This is a genomic window from Cellvibrio sp. PSBB006 (assembly GCF_002162135.1).
Lineage (GTDB): Bacteria > Pseudomonadota > Gammaproteobacteria > Pseudomonadales > Cellvibrionaceae > Cellvibrio.
The window spans coordinates 4,737,160-4,753,318 of the sequence record NZ_CP021382.1 but is presented as its reverse complement, the minus strand read 5'-3'; the positions used below and the strand labels follow the sequence as shown (position 1 = coordinate 4,753,318).

Annotated in this window: 16 protein-coding genes; 7 read left to right on the top strand and 9 right to left on the bottom strand. The window is 47.3% G+C overall.

Translation table 11 applies throughout. The features are described 5' to 3' along the window. Positions 1-9: 9 nt before the first annotated feature. From CBR65_RS19730 to CBR65_RS19715, 4 genes are all read right to left on the bottom strand, one after another. Complete coding sequence (locus tag CBR65_RS19730) at positions 10-1,347, bottom strand: DUF1552 domain-containing protein (protein ID WP_087468445.1); 1,338 nt, start codon at positions 1,345-1,347, stop codon at positions 10-12. Further along, complete coding sequence (locus tag CBR65_RS19725; RefSeq protein ID WP_232461455.1) at positions 1,340-3,688, bottom strand: DUF1592 domain-containing protein; 2,349 nt, start codon at positions 3,686-3,688, stop codon at positions 1,340-1,342. Before CBR65_RS19725 ends, CBR65_RS19730 begins: the two co-directional genes overlap by 8 nt. A gap of 354 nt (positions 3,689-4,042) precedes the next feature. Then, positions 4,043-4,831, bottom strand: coding sequence for an exodeoxyribonuclease III (xth, locus tag CBR65_RS19720; RefSeq protein WP_087468443.1), 789 nt, complete (start codon positions 4,829-4,831; stop codon positions 4,043-4,045). Then, a complete protein-coding gene (locus tag CBR65_RS19715; protein ID WP_198300817.1) occupies positions 4,828-5,199 on the bottom strand; it encodes a hypothetical protein in 372 nt (123 codons plus the stop codon). Before CBR65_RS19715 ends, xth begins: the two co-directional genes overlap by 4 nt. Positions 5,200-5,608: 409 nt before the next feature. On the opposite strand from CBR65_RS19715, the gene drt4 reads away from it, so the two are divergent. Beyond that, entirely contained in the window at positions 5,609-7,147 is a 1,539-nt protein-coding gene (drt4, locus tag CBR65_RS19710; RefSeq protein ID WP_087468442.1) for an antiviral reverse transcriptase Drt4, read from the top strand. Positions 7,148-7,276: 129 nt separating this feature from the next. Here the strand turns inward: drt4 and CBR65_RS19705 are convergent, their stop codons facing one another. The 4 genes from CBR65_RS19705 to CBR65_RS19690 form a co-directional block, all read right to left on the bottom strand. After that, a complete protein-coding gene (locus CBR65_RS19705; RefSeq protein ID WP_087468441.1) occupies positions 7,277-7,975 on the bottom strand; it encodes a hypothetical protein in 699 nt (232 codons plus the stop codon). 340 nt (positions 7,976-8,315) lie between these two features. Continuing rightward, a complete protein-coding gene (locus CBR65_RS19700) occupies positions 8,316-8,969 on the bottom strand; it encodes a hypothetical protein (protein WP_087468440.1) in 654 nt (217 codons plus the stop codon). Between the two features lie 2 nt (positions 8,970-8,971). Next, positions 8,972-9,319, bottom strand: coding sequence for a hypothetical protein (locus tag CBR65_RS19695; RefSeq protein WP_087468439.1), 348 nt, complete (start codon positions 9,317-9,319; stop codon positions 8,972-8,974). Between the two features lie 233 nt (positions 9,320-9,552). Further along, positions 9,553-9,894: a hypothetical protein gene (locus tag CBR65_RS19690; RefSeq protein WP_087468438.1), complete on the bottom strand. Its 342-nt coding sequence runs from the start codon at positions 9,892-9,894 to the stop codon at positions 9,553-9,555. A gap of 150 nt (positions 9,895-10,044) precedes the next feature. Here CBR65_RS19690 and CBR65_RS19685 point away from each other — a divergent pair, with 150 nt between their 5' ends. The 6 genes from CBR65_RS19685 (at position 10,045) to CBR65_RS19660 (ending at position 14,952) form a co-directional block, all read left to right on the top strand. Beyond that, positions 10,045-10,260 (top strand): helix-turn-helix domain-containing protein, encoded by a 216-nt coding sequence (locus tag CBR65_RS19685; RefSeq protein WP_087468437.1) that lies wholly within the window; start codon positions 10,045-10,047, stop codon positions 10,258-10,260. 116 nt (positions 10,261-10,376) lie between these two features. Further along, positions 10,377-10,772: a DUF3465 domain-containing protein gene (locus CBR65_RS19680; protein ID WP_087468436.1), complete on the top strand. Its 396-nt coding sequence runs from the start codon at positions 10,377-10,379 to the stop codon at positions 10,770-10,772. 255 nt (positions 10,773-11,027) lie between these two features. Continuing rightward, a complete protein-coding gene (locus tag CBR65_RS19675; protein WP_157672167.1) occupies positions 11,028-11,753 on the top strand; it encodes a hypothetical protein in 726 nt (241 codons plus the stop codon). Positions 11,754-11,931: 178 nt separating this feature from the next. Then, complete coding sequence (locus tag CBR65_RS19670) at positions 11,932-12,411, top strand: RNA polymerase sigma factor (protein WP_087468434.1); 480 nt, start codon at positions 11,932-11,934, stop codon at positions 12,409-12,411. Positions 12,412-12,455: 44 nt separating this feature from the next. Beyond that, positions 12,456-13,016 (top strand): hypothetical protein, encoded by a 561-nt coding sequence (locus tag CBR65_RS19665; protein WP_157672166.1) that lies wholly within the window; start codon positions 12,456-12,458, stop codon positions 13,014-13,016. Positions 13,017-13,134: 118 nt separating this feature from the next. Beyond that, positions 13,135-14,952, top strand: coding sequence for an alkaline phosphatase (locus CBR65_RS19660; RefSeq protein ID WP_087468432.1), 1,818 nt, complete (start codon positions 13,135-13,137; stop codon positions 14,950-14,952). Between the two features lie 122 nt (positions 14,953-15,074). Here CBR65_RS19660 and CBR65_RS19655 read toward each other — a convergent pair whose 3' ends face one another. Beyond that, positions 15,075-16,076: an NADP-dependent oxidoreductase gene (locus tag CBR65_RS19655; protein WP_087468431.1), complete on the bottom strand. Its 1,002-nt coding sequence runs from the start codon at positions 16,074-16,076 to the stop codon at positions 15,075-15,077. Between the last annotated feature and the right edge of the window lie 83 nt (positions 16,077-16,159).

Here is a 16,159-nt window from a genome sequence, read left to right as displayed (position 1 = left end):
TGCGAACTCCTAAGCGCTGAGCGCATTGATCACACCGGTGCTATCACCGAAGCTGTCAACCGGTACGCCCATCTCGTGCATGAGTGACAACATTAAATTACTCATGGGCGTATGTTTGGACTCGACGATATGGCGATTACCCCGCAAACCACCACCCGCCACAATCGCCGGCAGATTCATGTTGTCGTGATCGTTAGGTTCACCCAGGCTCGCACCACCCATCACCAATGTGCTATCCAACAGCGTGCGCTCACCATCGGCGGTTGCACTCAAGCGGTCGAGCAAGTAACCGAACTGCTCCATGTGCAGGCGATTAATTTTTACCAGCTTGGCAATTTTTTCTTCGTCGCCACCGTGGTGGCTGAGGCTGTGGTGCGCGTCGGGCACACCGATCTCGGCGTAGGCGCGATTACTTAATTCACGGCCCAACATAAAGGTACTGATGCGCGTCATGTCGCTTTGCAGTGCCAGCACTTGCAAATCGATCATCAAGCGCACATGCTCTTCAAAGGATTCCGGAATGCCGACCGGTAATTGCACATGGCTGGTGTCCACCTGCTGCACTTGCTGGCTGGCTTTTTGAATACGCAATTCCACGGTGCGAATGGAGTCGAGATACTCCTCCATCTTGCGCCGGTCGTTCATGCCCAAACGCGGCGATAAACGCGATGCATCTTCCAACACAAAATCCAGAATACTGGCCTTGGTGGCCAACTGCGCTTTGCGGGATTTTTCATCCAGCACCGTGGTATCGCCAAACAAACGTTCAAAGACATCGCTGGGTTTTACCACCACCGGCAAGGGCGATGTGGGGCTGCGCCAGGACAGAGTATTCGTGTAAGTACAGCTGTAACCAATGTCACAACTGCCGAGCAAACTGGGCGGTTCAATACCTAATTCCAGAGAAGCCAATTGCGTGTGATGACCAAGATGATTCGCAAGCACCTGATCCATTGAAATGCCACATAAAATATCGGCGCCCTCGGTGCGTTTGGGATGCGCACCGGTTAAATAGGCACCGCAGCTGCGCCCGTGGCTGCCAGGACCATCACCCAAGGCGTTCGCGTTGTAGTGCGCTAAACCGGAGATCACCGAAAATTTTTCTTTGTGGCGGGCGATCGGCTCCAATATGGGTGTGAGCGCGTAATTCTCACCGGCCTCCGCCGGCGTAAATTGCGGCATACGCAGCCCATTCGGAATATAAAAAACACTCAAACGTTTCGGCCGACTTTCCATGACTGCCGTGGCAAATGCCGATGGAATCATCGACTCCATCAAGGGCAAGGTAATGGTCGCACCCAACCCGCGCAACAGCGTGCGACGGTTAAGAACAGGTTGTTTACTCATGATGTGGCACCATTCGATAGTTAAAAGGTTCGCTGATGAGAATGCCCCAGATAATGGTGTGAATGCGGTAATTGTCCTGCGCCGCCGTGCGCACAATCTGACGCACCTGCGGTTGATCATTCGCTTCCAGACCGCGCCCCAATGCGTAAGTCATCAAGCGTTGTACAAACGCCCCGGCGAATTGTTCTTTGCGTTCCAGCAATACCGATTGCAAACCGTACAAGCCTTCAAATATTTTTCCGTCGGGCATGTTGGTGGAAACATCAATAGGCCGACCTGCATCCGTTAAGCGGAAGCGCCCTACCGCATCATATTTTTCCAGCGCCAGGCCCAAAGGGTCCATGCGCACATGGCACGATGAACACGCCGGGTCCTGGCTGTGCAAGGCCATTTGTTCGCGCGCGTTCAAGGCTTTGCCCGCCTGCTGGGTTTTGAGTGCGGGAATATCCGGCGGCGGTGGTGGTGGCGGTGCGGCCAATAAATTATCGAGAATCCATTTACCGCGCCGCACCACCGAGGTGTGATTGCTGTAAGAGGTCACCGTTAAGATACTGCCCTGCCCTAACAAACCACCGCGCATGGATTCCGCGTCGATGGCCACTCTGCGAAACGCCGGGCCCTGCACGCCTTCAATGCCGTAATGTGTAGCCAGTCGTTCGTTGAGGAAGGTGTAATCACTCTTGATAAAATCCAGAATGCTGGCATTTTCGCGCACAATCGCGCTGAAAAATAATTCGCTTTCGCGCTTCATGGCATCGCGCAGCGGAATATCAAAATCCGGAAACTCCACCACATCCGGGCGCTGGAATTCCAGGTTGCGTAAATACAACCATTGGCCCGCAAAATTTTGTTCCAGAGCTATAGCACGATCATCCGCCAGCATGCGTTTTATTTGCTGCTGCAAGATGTCGGGTTTGCGCAACACATTTTTTTCAGCCAGCGCTAACAGCTCTTCATCGGGTAAGCTGCTCCATAAAAACAGGGCCAGGCGAGAGGCGTATTCGAGATCAGTGACGGGATGAACAAAACCCGGCTCGCTGTGAGGCGGATCGGTTTCGTATAAAAATAAAAAGCTCGGCGAAACCAGTATGGCCTGAATAGCCGCCGCAATACCCTGTTCAAAATTCGCCGACTGCTGCGCTTGCACATACACCGCCATCAAGCGCTCAACATCTGCATCGGTCACCGGCCGACGATAGGCTTGCCGTGCCAGGCGCGCGATAATTTTTTTCGCACAATAGTTTTCCGTAAACGGCCAGAACGACGGCTGGCAACTGAAGATTTTTTCACGACTGGGTGTGGTGCCAGGGCCACTCGCTTCATAGGGGCCAGCGACGTTAATCTCCAGCACATCGCGGGGAAAATTTTTCTGCGCAAAGCGCGGCGACATATAATACGACGGCACATTGGTACTGCCCACGCGCGCACCATCAACAATAAAATCCAATGTCAGCGGTGTTGGGGGTTCCGTGGGCAGCGGCACTTCATCGGTGGTGTTACGCAGGGTTTGCACGCTTTCATCCAGCCGCAATTGTTTGCGAAAGGTAATGCCCACCGTGTGCGAACCGGCGGTTAAGGGCACGCGCAAACTCACGCGATTTTCTTCCAGGCGATCCACTTCGTTGTTGGTGTTGGAATTCAAATAGCCATTGATTTCGTACACACCATCGTGCGGCGCATAGTATTTAAAGGCACCGCCGCCCCGGGAATCGAGCGGCAAATCATGGCTCATCCGTTCATCGTAAGAGGGAATGCCCTGATTCAGGATGGAGCCATCTTTAGGCAACATATACGTCGTGGTAAAAGGTTGATCCGCGCCAAGCCCCACGGCCAGGCGACTCACCTTACCCGCGACGGCAATATAACGATCCATCAATGTCGGCGACACCGACAACACATCGGCAATATTGTCAAAACCGTAGCCGGTATCGTCGGTCGGCAATGATTCGCTGACGTTCACATCAAGGTTCAACAAATCGCGCACCGCATTGCTGTATTCGGTGCGATTCAAACGGCGCAAGGTCGCGCGGCCAGGGTTGGGATGCGCCGCCGCATAACCATCCAACGAACCTTCGAGCCAACTCATAAAACTCTTTAATTCTTCATCACCCGGCTTGGGTCGGCTCGGCGGCGGCATCTCGCCGCGCCCGGTAACGCGCAGAATACTTTCCCATTCCGCCAAACCTTTGCCCTGGCCAATATCAGCAACATTCACCATCGACAAGGACCAGTTGCCGGACATGCGTTCGTCGTTATGACAGCGCGCGCAATGCTTATCCAGAAACGCTTCAGGGTCATAACTGCCGTGACCGTCCGGACTGGCCACCGCGACATTACACATCAGCGCGCTTAACACAAACAGCACTTTCCGGATTCTTACCGCCATCATAGGATTTCTTTCAGCTGGACAAAATTGACCCGCATAGCACGAGCGTTTGGAGGTAACGTTTCGAGGCAAACAGATGCGACAAACGAACACTGGCGTGAAAAAGCAAGAAGCAGTCCAATTACATGACCATATGGTCAGAATTTAACTGAAATAGAATTTTATCTTTTAAATACAGTGAGTTATAGCGGCAGGTTTCCTATCCTGGAAAACAGAAAACTGAAGAAGCGGTGAAATGAAAGCGCATAAATGCACAAGCCGGTAGCCAATTACTACAGGTGCCGAACCAAAACTGGGCAAGGTGAAAGGCTACCTGGAAGCAGCCTGGTGTTTTAACTCAATCCACACCGGCGCATGGTCACTGGTCTTTTCCCAACCGCGCACGTGCTTATCAACACCGCAACTGCGCAGGCTTTTTTTCAGCGCCGGATTTAACAGGAAGTGATCGATCCGCAAGCCCGCGTTGCGCCCGTAGGCGTTGCGAAAATAATCCCAAAAGGTATAAATCACCTCATCCGGATGCAGCGCGCGGACCGCATCCGTCCACCCCTGCGCCAATATAGTGGTAAACGCTTCGCGCACCTCCGGCCGGAACAACGCATCATCCAACCAGCGCTCCGGCTTATACACATCCAGGTCCGTCGGAATCACATTGTAATCACCCACCAACACCACCGGCGCATCGGCCTTGACCAATTCCGCCGCATGGGCCGTTAACCGCTCAAGCCATTTTAATTTGTAATCAAACTTAGGCCCCGGCGCCGGGTTGCCATTAGGCAAATACAAACACCCCACCACAATGCCCTGCACCGCCGCCTCAATGTAACGGCTGTGCACATCCTCCGCATCCCCCGGCAACGCACGACGAACCTCCACCGGTTCGCCAACCCGCGACAAAATAGCCACACCATTCCAACTTTTCTGCCCATGCCAGATGGCCGCATAGCCCGCATCGCGAATCGCCTGCTCGGGAAACTTTTCTTGCGGGGCTTTTAATTCCTGTAGGCAGACGATATCGGGTTGTGATTCTTCCAGCCAGCGAAGCAGGACTGGCAGGTGACCGTTTACGCCGTTGATGTTGTAGGTTGCGATTTTCATGGGGCCCTCGTGATAACGAATTCCGTTGTGAAATCATTGCCGCGTTCGGTGGATTCAACTTTTTTCATAGACTTCTCTGAGAGAAAGCAGCCTATTTCTATCTCATTGGTGTTGCTGGCTTTTTCAAAACTTGCTTGAACCTCAAACTCATCATCGTCCCAAAGTCCGTCTTCATAAACGACTTTTGCCAGCACCGTTTCAACCAACATGTCTTGTTCTTTCAATGCCGCTACCAGTTTTTTAATCGCGTGTTCTCGGGATTCAGCTGGGACCACGCTTCGCCCGTAATAATACGCACTGCCATCTTGAGGCAGAGCACTCTGGGGCAGTACTTTGCACTTAGTATCAATAACCCAAAAATTGGCCATGTTTTCCTACATAAAAATAGTAGTTGGCGGTTCATGCACAGAGGCGCCAATTAGCATTAAAGCCCTGTAATATCATGTAATTGCGTTTTCTAAATGCTAGCTTGATGAATAAGCAAGAAATAATCAATTCCTAACTGGTATTAAAAAGCCACTGCCTCTTCTGGCGCGTTAGTCTTCTATCGGTTTAAATACAGTATCCGTAACACGCCATATTTGTCATTTTTAGAGATAACTCAAGGAAATTATCTAATGCCTCCCAGTCAAAAATTATCAATCCCAACCTGCTGGTTAGGTCTGCTTTGTATCCAAAGCGGACATTCTTAGCGCCAGCATAGGTTTAATTTAACTCCATAAGATCACTCTCTATATCTGGATGAAATTAAAACTACTTAATTAAGGAATAAATTTTATGGCCATAGATAAGAACTATTTATTTAATGCTTTGCTTTGTCATAACTATTTGCCAACGCAACGCAAAGCGAAGGAAGAGCTTCCTCCAATATTCACAACTGAAAATTTTACGCCTGCTATTGCTGCTCAACTTGTAGGCTTGGCAAACCATAGGCGAGTCCCATATTCTGGATTTGATCAAGTTGATTATAAGCTTACCCGATTTAATGGTGTTAGTAGGGTGTTATCACTTCCTCACCCATTGCCTCACGCAAACTTATGCTATGAATTGAGTGAAAGTTTGGATAATTTTTCTCATATTTTTGAGAACCCTAATAGCCAAATAGGTCTTAAAAAATACACCGATGGCCGGATCGTTGTAATGAGCGGATATGGCGATGTAGATATTGTCGAAGAGGAAATTACTGAATTAGACTTTGTTAAAAAGGTAAATCACCATTTAATTGAATCTTTTGGGAAAAGGTATCGAGTTCATACTGATATCGCTAACTGCTTTCCAAGCATCTATTCTCATTCTGTACCTTGGGCGCTTGTTGGTCATGCGACGGCTAAAGCAGATCGAAGTTCTGCAGCATGGTTTAATAAAATTGATAAGCATCTTCGTTCATGCAAGAGAGATGAAACTCAAGGTATCGCTATCGGGCCAGGTGCTTCAACGCTTATTGCTGAAATCGTATTATCAAAGATCGATTTGGAATTGTTAAGAAAAGGTTTTGAGTTTACTCGCTATATTGATGATTATACTGGGTTTTGTGAAACTGAAGAGAATGCTTGGGAGTTTGTACGCACTATTGAAAGTGCTGCCGCAAAATACAAACTACAGCTAAACATTAAAAAAACTGAGATAGTAAAGCTGCCGAGGCCGATGAGTGAAGCTTGGGTTATTGCTTTGGAGCATCGCAAACCGATAGGTGAAGAGTTGTCTGCTGCACAAGTATTCGATTATCTGGATTTTGCTGTCGATCTGGCAAATCAATATCCAGATGGAAGTATATTAAAATTTGCAGCGGGAGTAGTGGTAGATACTCGTCGAAACATCGTACTTCATGATGAGTATAAAGTGCTGGATTACCTCCTTGCTTTAGCATTTCACCAGCCAGCATTATTGCCGTCAGTTGCCATGTTGATTGAACGTTACGCAGATGATTGGATGCTGGCAGAACATAAGCGAATAGAAAGTAGCTTAATCGCAATTATTTTAGAGAACATAAAAAGATTGCGCTCTGATGGGGTGTGCTGGGGAATCTATTGTTTAATTAAATGGGGCAGTGAGATTCCGACAGATTTGGCGCATAAAATCATAGCTACAGAAGATGCATTCAGTATCTGGGTTCTATATTGGACAGAGCAGCATCAGGAACTGGTAAAAGGTTTCTGTGAACAGTTAGACTCTGCAGATTTATATCTTTTGGATAGGTACTGGGTTTTAATATATCAATTGTTTTTTGACGACGTGTGTTTAAATCCATATCAAGACAGAGTTTTTGAGATACTTAAAAATAATGGAGTAAAATTTTTGCTTCAAAAGAATCCATAAAACCTACATAAACGTCAATATCCGCCATTGACCGTGAAGCTCTTTAATGTTCTTAAACGCAGTTTTCGTTTAGGTTCCGTGGGTGCTATCACCAAACATTGAATTTTATTCTGACCCTAATTGTAGGATTTAACCAAATGCCTTGGCGAACATTTCTTCATATTTTTTTGGCCCAGTCATTGCGATCACTTTATTTGTTGTAAGTCCTGGATGATCCGGATCCCCAGCGAGCTCAAGACCACCAAACACCTCAAACTCCCACATTGTGACCTTGCCATCAAACGCCCTAAGACCTTCGTATTCTATTGTTCCGTCCCCCAAATTTCCATGAACTCTATTGCCTTTATGAGATAAGTAAAAATTAAAAATCTCATCCATTACCACTTGAGCTGGCAATATAACGGCGATCAATTCATCTTTCTGATGCAGTACATTGAAATGGTGAAAAATTAAACCTTTCACAATATACCTGAACAACTCGGTGTATTTGTCAGAGTCAAAAGGAACCGTAAAAAATCCATCATCAAAAATTTTATTCTCATTCTCAATTTTCCGCCAAAGCTTAATATTTTTTTCAAGCCTTTTCGGTGTCTCCTCATAAAGCTGAGCCTCTGCGTCAACATGTTTTGCGCCGAATGGCATAACTGCCGCTAAATATAATTCAAGCTGTGATTTGTTGTTATTACATACCTTGCAAGCCGGAACTTTTGGCAAGCTATCTCTGCGCTCAACTTTAAAAAACTTCCTTGAAAAAATGTGGTCACCATCTTCAGATGGTGCATCAACACAGTAAACGCATGGTTTGCCTTTATACTTTTTACTTGCCATTGCTTTTTCTCAACTTTTTTGATTAGCTCAAAAATACTGAGCCATCTTCGATTTCGATAATTGGATTACTTTGATCTGTCAGGACTTAAATTTAGCTGTCACTCACGAAGAATAATTAGGGTCAGAATAAATTTATGAATGTCCGCTTGTGGCGGGAAGCGGTCTAATATCTCTAACAATCAATAAAACGTAAATTGGCTGTAGTGCATCATTCTTGATCGGGCGTTTACCAGTCGGCGGGCTGGAATTTATTTACGGAGCTTAGCTATAGATTTTCTATTGCCGCATCTCAGCCTTGAGGGTTAAGAGGTTAATTCAGTCGTCGGCCCCTTGAACACCATCACACTTTCAAACTGGCTAAGTGAAGGTTTTGTTTGATTAACAAGCCCGACTCACCATCGTTCGATCCAGACCACATGTTATATTTTATGTTGTCAGTTTCGACCAGTTTCGCCCCACCCTCTTTAAGCGCCTCATGCAGGTCGTCTTTAGGAATCTTGTGGTTGATATTGCTGCTTATGACGTAAAAATTAATCAGGCCTTGGACACCCAAGAGCTTCGCTGCATCCACTACTGCCTTGACTACGCCGGCATACAATTTTTTATTCTCGATTACCAGGTCATGCTTATTGAAGCCATCCTGGTTTTCCGCATTCAGATTTTTAACGTAGACGTCACCGAGGATGTCATTTGCGCGCGCGCGATGGTAATCCATACCGATTTTTACTGCGATAAAAATATCGTTAGCCTTGGTGGCGTCAACGCCAAATACCCAGACGTCCCCGTCGATTATCGCCGCTTCCTTGGTGGCTAAGTTGACTTTCCCCTGAAACGGCGAAATTGGCACATCTGTATTCTTCGCCTTCCAAACCCCTACAGAATCAAAAGCAGTGCGCAGTACAAAATCTTTTTTGTCTCGGCCATTGTTTAAAATTAGTGTGCAATCGACTTTGTATTCAGGCTTGCATTCAGCAAGCGATAATGCTCCTTTCATAATCAGCTCCCTGTCCCGATAAAGACTGCATCATCGTCATCTTCAGCTTCTGATGAAATTGCGTAGGTGAAATACACTGGCAATTCTGGATTAACCTGTTTTAGTGCCTTGTTAATTGCTTCCTGCGTGTATCCGTCCTCAATGGTCGGCGTGAACTTTGAAAGGTCTTCGCATCGATTAATCGTGGTTGGAGCAATGCCGCGCGCTTTCGTGTAAGACAGGAGATTGGTTAAAACGGCTGGCAAGTCATCCCCAAGCACAAGGCTCACCGCGCGCAGGGACGTAGAACCATCCATATTAAGCGGTGATTCCTCACTTAGATCGCCTCTGAATTCAATTATCCAAGTCATATTTATCTCCCTTGATTAGAGTCCGTCGAGACTACCATTTGCAGTTCCCGAACTAGGGTTATTTATCTCAAATTTCTAACCTAATGGCAATGTTAATATAAGAGGTTCGGGTCAGATGCATAACAACCGCTTGAGGTCCGACAGCTTGCTCACGAACAGGATACGCTGAACTTCCGGTTTGATTGTGGACAACTGAATGAATGACAGAATTAATAGATTTTGTATATATGGAGCTAAATTTTTACATGCAGCTCTTGCAACCAATTGTCGAAATATTGAGATTTATCTCGCATCGCTCGGGCAAAACGCTCCACCCCTTGAGCGCAGGCTTTATCCATTGGCTTGCCGCTCTTAGCATGCAGGCTTATAGATTCACAAAAGAAAGCACAGTAATCATTGTACTCGGAAAACTCATCGCATAATTCTATAAATCCACTTTTAGATTCCTGAGGCTTGTCTTCCAATTTTTGAGTATTGGTTTGGCTTAGCACAACCCTTCCTCCATAAAGTCTCAAACTCAAATAATTATAAAAGTCACCGGCTGCGTTCGATTCGATGACAAAGAATTCAGTCATGTTGCACGCTCAAAAGTGATCAACCCCCAGATCTGTAAAGATCCACATCAATAGGAGCACATAGCAGCCATTACCGACTGCTCCAATATCGGAGCAATATTTGCACCTTTTCTTGCCAAAATCAAGCTCCGATTACGGAGCAAGGCAAAAATGAATATTATTGGCCCAAATGTAAAACGACTGCGCGAAGCTCAAGGGCTTACGCAAGAGGAGTTAACTGCTCGCTGCAACCTGATCAAATGGGACATTAGCCGTGGCACTCTGGCGAAGATTGAATCACAGGTGAGGCGCGTTACGGATGATGAGGTTCAATTGCTGGCAAAGGCTTTAAAGGTTGATATTGACGAGCTTTTTGAAAGCAAATGAATAAATCACCCGGCTTTCACTAGACTGTCTGTAGTACAGATTGCATTGGAGGAACTGATATAACCAGCGGCTGTAGTCAATATCCCTTCAACAGCAGACTCCCTAAGGACCAAACCATGAAAAAAATAATCATCGCCTTTCTCCTGGTGTTAAGCACCCTCTCCCTACCCTCTTGGCCAAATGATGCTGTTCTAAAAGAAGCCTATGAAACCCAACAAAGCAATCTACAGGTCCAAGGTGAGGGTCAAGTAATCCGAATTCTGCCTGACGATAATGATGGCTCCAGACACCAGAGATTTATCTTGCGCCTGGGCAGCGGTCAGACGCTGTTGATTGCCCATAATATTGATCTGGCACCGAGGATTTCCGCTATTGCGGTGGGTGATGTTGTTACGTTTTATGGCGAATATGAATGGAATAACAAAGGCGGCGTTATGCATTGGACGCATCGCGATCCCAAGAATAGGCACGCGCACGGTTGGTTGATGCATAAAGGTACAAAGTACGAATAAGCTACTGTCTTTGCCTGAAAAATAGCTTTCTTGAAATCCCCTCTGCGTAGAATTACATTGTGCCCAACCTTTTCATCCTCAAAAACCAGGTTGATGCTTTAGGCGATTGTGATTTCACAGCAAGAGCGCGGAGAGCGCCCCAACAGCTATTTAACCAAGCAAATACCTATATATAAATATGCAGACAATGGGAACTTAATTTTACAGTTCATTGAATATGTTTATAGAATTTTTTATTTATTTAGGAAAAATCTCGTGATTATACTGGATCATATTAGTTGGGCTGACCATGGTGGTGATCTTTCCTGGAATGAAAGAGTATTAATTAGCGATCTATTGCCAACAGCAGGAACCGATGTTGCTTATAGCTCACGTATTCCTTTACCTGAAGCTTATGTTTCCTTTTTATGGGTTCCACCGCATTCAGAATATAACGGCTTCTTTGATAGACCATATGAGTTCGTTAAAGCAAGGTTAATTTCTGGAAAAAATATTGCATTAATCAATAAGGATGAAAAAGTATACAAGTATAAATTTACAGTCGATAAAGTTGAAACGATATCCGACGTTATAAATCACTTTAAATATGTTAGAAGAGTTTACATCCGAGAAGGAGATAAAGATAGAATCGAAAGCTGGAGAAAGTCATTTTTTCCAAAGGAAATATTGCAAATATCTGATTGGAATTGGGCATACATAGGGCATTGTGATTTTTTAGGTGGCGGGAATCTAATCTATGTAAATGAACGTGATTGCGAGTATAACTATGATGTTTTTATACTGGAAAAAAATGGAGATTATTTTTCGGTATTTGAACTAACCACTGTTGCCGGAAACACATTTTCTGAACCAATAAATGTCAAGCTGTCCGAGGAAGAGGGTAGGAGCTTGGAAATATTAATGAAGAGTATAGATCCTCTAGATTGTTCAAAGCGATATCTTTACGACAACAATGAAGTACAGGGTGCTGAATGGCGATAGCTTACATCTCAACAATACGGATGGCTAATACATGCTCAAAGCCGATGATTGGCGTTTAATACCGACTCGTCATTCGTTATTGATGGCTTTCACCCCACCCCCCCCACTGTAAGTTTTCAGTATTTATAACGACTAATAAGCAAAACATCTGAATGAGTAGCCTTTATGGGGATGACGAGTGACAACGTCGGAATTTGAGCAATTGCTCAGCAGCAGCAATGGTCGCATATGGGCGCTTGCCAGAAAGTATGGGACCAATGGTGACGCTGAAGATTTGTATCAGGAAATCCTTGAGCAATTGTGGCGCAGCTATAAGAGTTTTCGCGGCGAATCGAAGCCGGAGACCTGGATTTATCGCGTTGGGGTTAATACGGCTATGACTCGCCTGCGCAAGTCCGTAAAGCAACGCGAAGCCGTAGCGCTGGTGAGCGAGCAAGTCGGTGGAGCCGCCCTGTCGGGGGAGCGTTGCCAGGCGGACATTTTGCAGGATTTCATCAGGGTACTTAATGATGTTGATGCGTCCATTTTGATGATGTATCTGGACGGACTGACCGGGCAGGAGATGGCAAGCGTCCTGGGCATCAAGGTTAACAGCATACAAGTTCGCATAAATCGGATGAAAAGCTTTTTTTCCGAACGATATGTGGAGGGTGAGTGATGGAACTTGATGATCTGAAAGCCATTTGGAAAAAAGAGATAGCCATGAAAAACCGAACGATAGATTTCGATAAAATCAGAACTCATGTGGATCAATACGATCGCCGGACGAAATGGAGCTGGGCGCTGGAGTTGTTTGCTTGCGCTGGCATTATCATCGCCGTTGGATTCGGCTGGTTCTCTGTTGAAAATCCCAGTCTTCTATTCCAAATAGGCATGGCCGCCATGATTGTCAGCGCTGCTTTTGTTGCTGCAAAGATAGCCACAAACCGCCGCACTCTCAGCAGCGACAATTGGACATTGCTGGGCAAAATAAATATTCAGATAGAAAAGCGTGAAAAAGAAGAGAAGTTATTGCGTAGCATCGCGTCCTGGTATCTAACGCCGTTGTTTATTGCCATCCTGCTCGCATCCTACGGGGGCTACAGTCACCGCACGGGTCATTATTTTCCGGATGCCGGATTGCTGATTTATTGGGGCGCTTGCCTGGTTTTGTATATTGGTATTTATTACTTCAATCAATGGCAGGTTAAAACCAGGTTAACGCCTCTGTTGGCTCAGCTGTATGCGCTACGGGAACAACTTAAAGACGATGTGGATGAATAAGCCTAACGAATAAATTGCCGTTGATGCAGCAATAAATAACCAACGAATTCCGTGTCATAACCCTGTCACGCTTCCCCCCGATACTTCAAGGCTTTGATTATTTTTGGGGAATGCTCACATGCCTGATGTATCCAGAAGGGGTTTTATTCGTGCCGGGCTGTTTGGTCTTGGCGGTATTTATGTGACCTCCGTGCTGACGGGCTGCGGCGGTGATGACGATGGCAATAAGTTGGGGATGGGGCGTTTTGCCCATGGTGTGGCGTCGGGCGATCCGCTGTCGGACAGCGTGGTGTTGTGGACGCGGGTCACCCCTGCCGATACCAGTGCGGAATCGGTAAGAGTCAGTTGGGAAATCTCCGATGCTGAACTTAATGTGATTGCCAAGGGCGCGGGCGATGCGCATATCTCCCGCGACTTTACCATCAAGGTGGATGTGCGCGGCCTGAGTGCGGATACCCATTATCATTACCAGTTTAAAACGGCTGATAACGTCTCGACACTTGGCCGTACCCGTACCCTGCCGGACAACACCAGCGATAGCCTGACGCTGGCGGTGCTGTCTTGCTCCAATTACCCCGCCGGTTTTTTTCACGTTTACAACGCGGTTGCTGAAAAGAATGTGGATTTAATTCTGCACTTGGGCGATTACATTTATGAATACGGCCGCGATGGTTATGCCTCAGAGTTGGCTGAGCAGATGGGTCGCTTGTCGGAGCCTGCAGAGGAAATTCTGAGCCTGGACGATTACCGCGCGCGTTATGCGCAATATCGCAGCGATCCGGATCTGCAAAAAGCGCACGCGGCTGCGCCGTTCTTGGTGGTGTGGGATGACCATGAAATTGCCAACGATACCTACATTGACGGGGCGGAAAATCATAACGAAGGCGAAGGTGATTTTAATGATCGCAAACTCGCCGCCATGCGCGCTTATTTTGAGTGGTTACCGATTCGCCCGGACAGCACCACCAGTGATAGTGATGCGCTGGCGATGCCGTCCAGTATCTATCGTCAATTTCAGTGGGGTAATCTGGTTAACCTGCTGATGCTCGACACGCGCAATGAAGCCCGCGCGAAACCGCTATCGCTGACTGAGTACTTTGACACAGCGACCGGCTCGTTCGATTTTGAGGGTTTGTTTGCAGACATTAACGATCCTACGCGCGAGTTGCTTGGTGCGCGCCAGCGCGATTGGTTAAGTGCTGCGCTGGGTACGTCCAGTGCAACCTGGCAGCTGCTCGGCCAGCAAGTGTTGATGGGTCGCATGAATTTGCCGTTTGCCATTGCTTCGCAACAAATGAGTATTCCCGATTACGCCGAGCTTGGCGCACTGGCTTTATTGGCTGCGCGCGCGCAACAAAACGACCCGACGTTAACCACTGACGAACTTGCTTATCTGCAAGCCAATCAAGCGCGTTTAACACCGCAGGTGTTGGCGTTGTTGCAAGCGCCCAACATTCCCTACAACCTGGATGCGTGGGATGGCTACGGCTATGCGCGCGAACAAGTGCTGAGCATGGCGCGCGAGGCTAATGCCCGGCTGGTGGTGTTGGCAGGCGATACGCACAACGCCTGGGCCAGTGAATTGGCCGATGCTGATGGCAATCCTGTCGGCGTCGAGTTGGCGACTTCCTCTGTCAGTTCGCCGGGGCTGGAAGAATATCTCAGCATTCCGGAAGCGGCTTACGCGCAAACCGAAGCGGGTATCATCAATCTGGTCGAAGGCCTGAAGTATCTCAATGCCGGTGATCGCGGTTTTCTCACGCTGGATATCAACCACGAGCGCATTGTGGCTGACTGGGAGTTTGTGTCGTCGGTCAAGGAAAGTGATTACGTGATGCTGGAGGGTCGTGCCATGCGTATGGTGGTGCAGGCCGATAGCAGCACGACGTTGACTTATGCAGATGCTGATGAGGTGGTTTCTCGTAGCGTTGCTTAACGTGTTGGATATCTGCTTTGCTCGTGGGAATTCGCCTGTATTGTGATGATAGTACTCCTCATAATACAGGCGATGTTCATTAGCAGTGACATACTCTACTGAGGTTTGCGATAAAGAAATTCTTATTTCACCTTCACAACTACCTTGCCTTTCGCCCTGCCCTCTTCAAGATAGGCAAGCGCCTCCCTTGTTTGATCAAACGGGAATACCTTGTCGATCACCGGAAAGATATGCCCCGCCTCAAGTAGCATGCCAATCTCTGCAAGTTGGCGGCCATCGGGATGTATAAATAAGAATGAATACTCAACTTCGCGTTTCTCCGCTTGGCGAATTATGTTGCGGCTGAGCAACCCGAATATAAATTTCATCAAAAAGTTCATCTCTCTTGCGCGAGCGAATGCAACATCCGGTGGCCCAACAAGAGAAACGACACGACTTCTTGGTTTTAAAATGTGAAGCGATTTCGCGATGCCATCGCCCCTCACAGTGCCTAACACCACATCATAACCTTGCAGCACTTCTTCAAATTCCTGCTTCTTGTAATCAACGATGTCATCAGCACCGAGGCGCTTAACCAGGTCAATATTCGCCGTGCTCGTGGTCGTTCCTACGTGTGCGCCAAGGTATTTAGCAAGTTGAATGGCGAATGTGCCGATCCCTCCGGAACCGGCGGGAATAAATATTTTCTGTCCCGGCTTGAGATCTGCCCGTTCTTTAAGTGCTTGCCATGAGGTGAGCCCAACCATCGGAATTGACGCGGCTTCAACGAAATCAAGATTGTCCGGTTTAAACGCAGCAGCGCTTTCAGGGACTACGGCAAATTCAGCGAGCGTTCCTGTGCCTGAATCAAAAACACTGGCAAAAATCGCATCGCCCGGTTTAAAGCGCGTGACCTGACTGCCCACCTCCACCACAACACCAGCGACATCGCTGCCCACAGTCGCCGGTAGCTGAAACTTGAGAATCGGCTTGAACGCGCCTTTCGGGATCATGTAATCGATTGGATTCAGGCCAACCGCATGAACCCGAACCAGTATGTCGTCCGGTTTGATCGTTGGCCGGGAAATGTCGACGAACGCAAACTGATCGGATTTGCCGTAAAGTTTCAAAATAAATGCTTTCATGATTTTCTTTCCCGGTGACAGCAGCTCTTCATTTGCGCGGTGGGCGACGTCGGATATTGTTGCATTGTATTGTTGGATTCTTG

What these genes read in the sequence shown, in the direction of transcription:
- CBR65_RS19700 (WP_087468440.1), bottom strand. Translation starts at nt 8,969, where the DNA reads ATGAAAGGAGCATTATCGCTTGCTGAATGCAAGCCTGAATACAAAGTC.
- CBR65_RS19665 (WP_157672166.1), top strand. Translation starts at nt 12,456, where the DNA reads ATGAAAAACCGAACGATAGATTTCGATAAAATCAGAACTCATGTGGAT.
- CBR65_RS19690 (WP_087468438.1), bottom strand. Translation starts at nt 9,894, where the DNA reads ATGACTGAATTCTTTGTCATCGAATCGAACGCAGCCGGTGACTTTTAT.
- xth (WP_087468443.1), bottom strand. Translation starts at nt 4,831, where the DNA reads ATGAAAATCGCAACCTACAACATCAACGGCGTAAACGGTCACCTGCCA.
- CBR65_RS19725 (WP_232461455.1), bottom strand. Translation starts at nt 3,688, where the DNA reads ATGTGTAATGTCGCGGTGGCCAGTCCGGACGGTCACGGCAGTTATGAC.
- CBR65_RS19660 (WP_087468432.1), top strand. Translation starts at nt 13,135, where the DNA reads ATGCCTGATGTATCCAGAAGGGGTTTTATTCGTGCCGGGCTGTTTGGT.
- CBR65_RS19695 (WP_087468439.1), bottom strand. Translation starts at nt 9,319, where the DNA reads ATGACTTGGATAATTGAATTCAGAGGCGATCTAAGTGAGGAATCACCG.
- CBR65_RS19655 (WP_087468431.1), bottom strand. Translation starts at nt 16,076, where the DNA reads ATGAAAGCATTTATTTTGAAACTTTACGGCAAATCCGATCAGTTTGCG.
- CBR65_RS19685 (WP_087468437.1), top strand. Translation starts at nt 10,045, where the DNA reads ATGAATATTATTGGCCCAAATGTAAAACGACTGCGCGAAGCTCAAGGG.
- CBR65_RS19705 (WP_087468441.1), bottom strand. Translation starts at nt 7,975, where the DNA reads ATGGCAAGTAAAAAGTATAAAGGCAAACCATGCGTTTACTGTGTTGAT.
- CBR65_RS19730 (WP_087468445.1), bottom strand. Translation starts at nt 1,347, where the DNA reads ATGAGTAAACAACCTGTTCTTAACCGTCGCACGCTGTTGCGCGGGTTG.
- drt4 (WP_087468442.1), top strand. Translation starts at nt 5,609, where the DNA reads ATGGCCATAGATAAGAACTATTTATTTAATGCTTTGCTTTGTCATAAC.
- CBR65_RS19715 (WP_198300817.1), bottom strand. Translation starts at nt 5,199, where the DNA reads ATGGCCAATTTTTGGGTTATTGATACTAAGTGCAAAGTACTGCCCCAG.
- CBR65_RS19680 (WP_087468436.1), top strand. Translation starts at nt 10,377, where the DNA reads ATGAAAAAAATAATCATCGCCTTTCTCCTGGTGTTAAGCACCCTCTCC.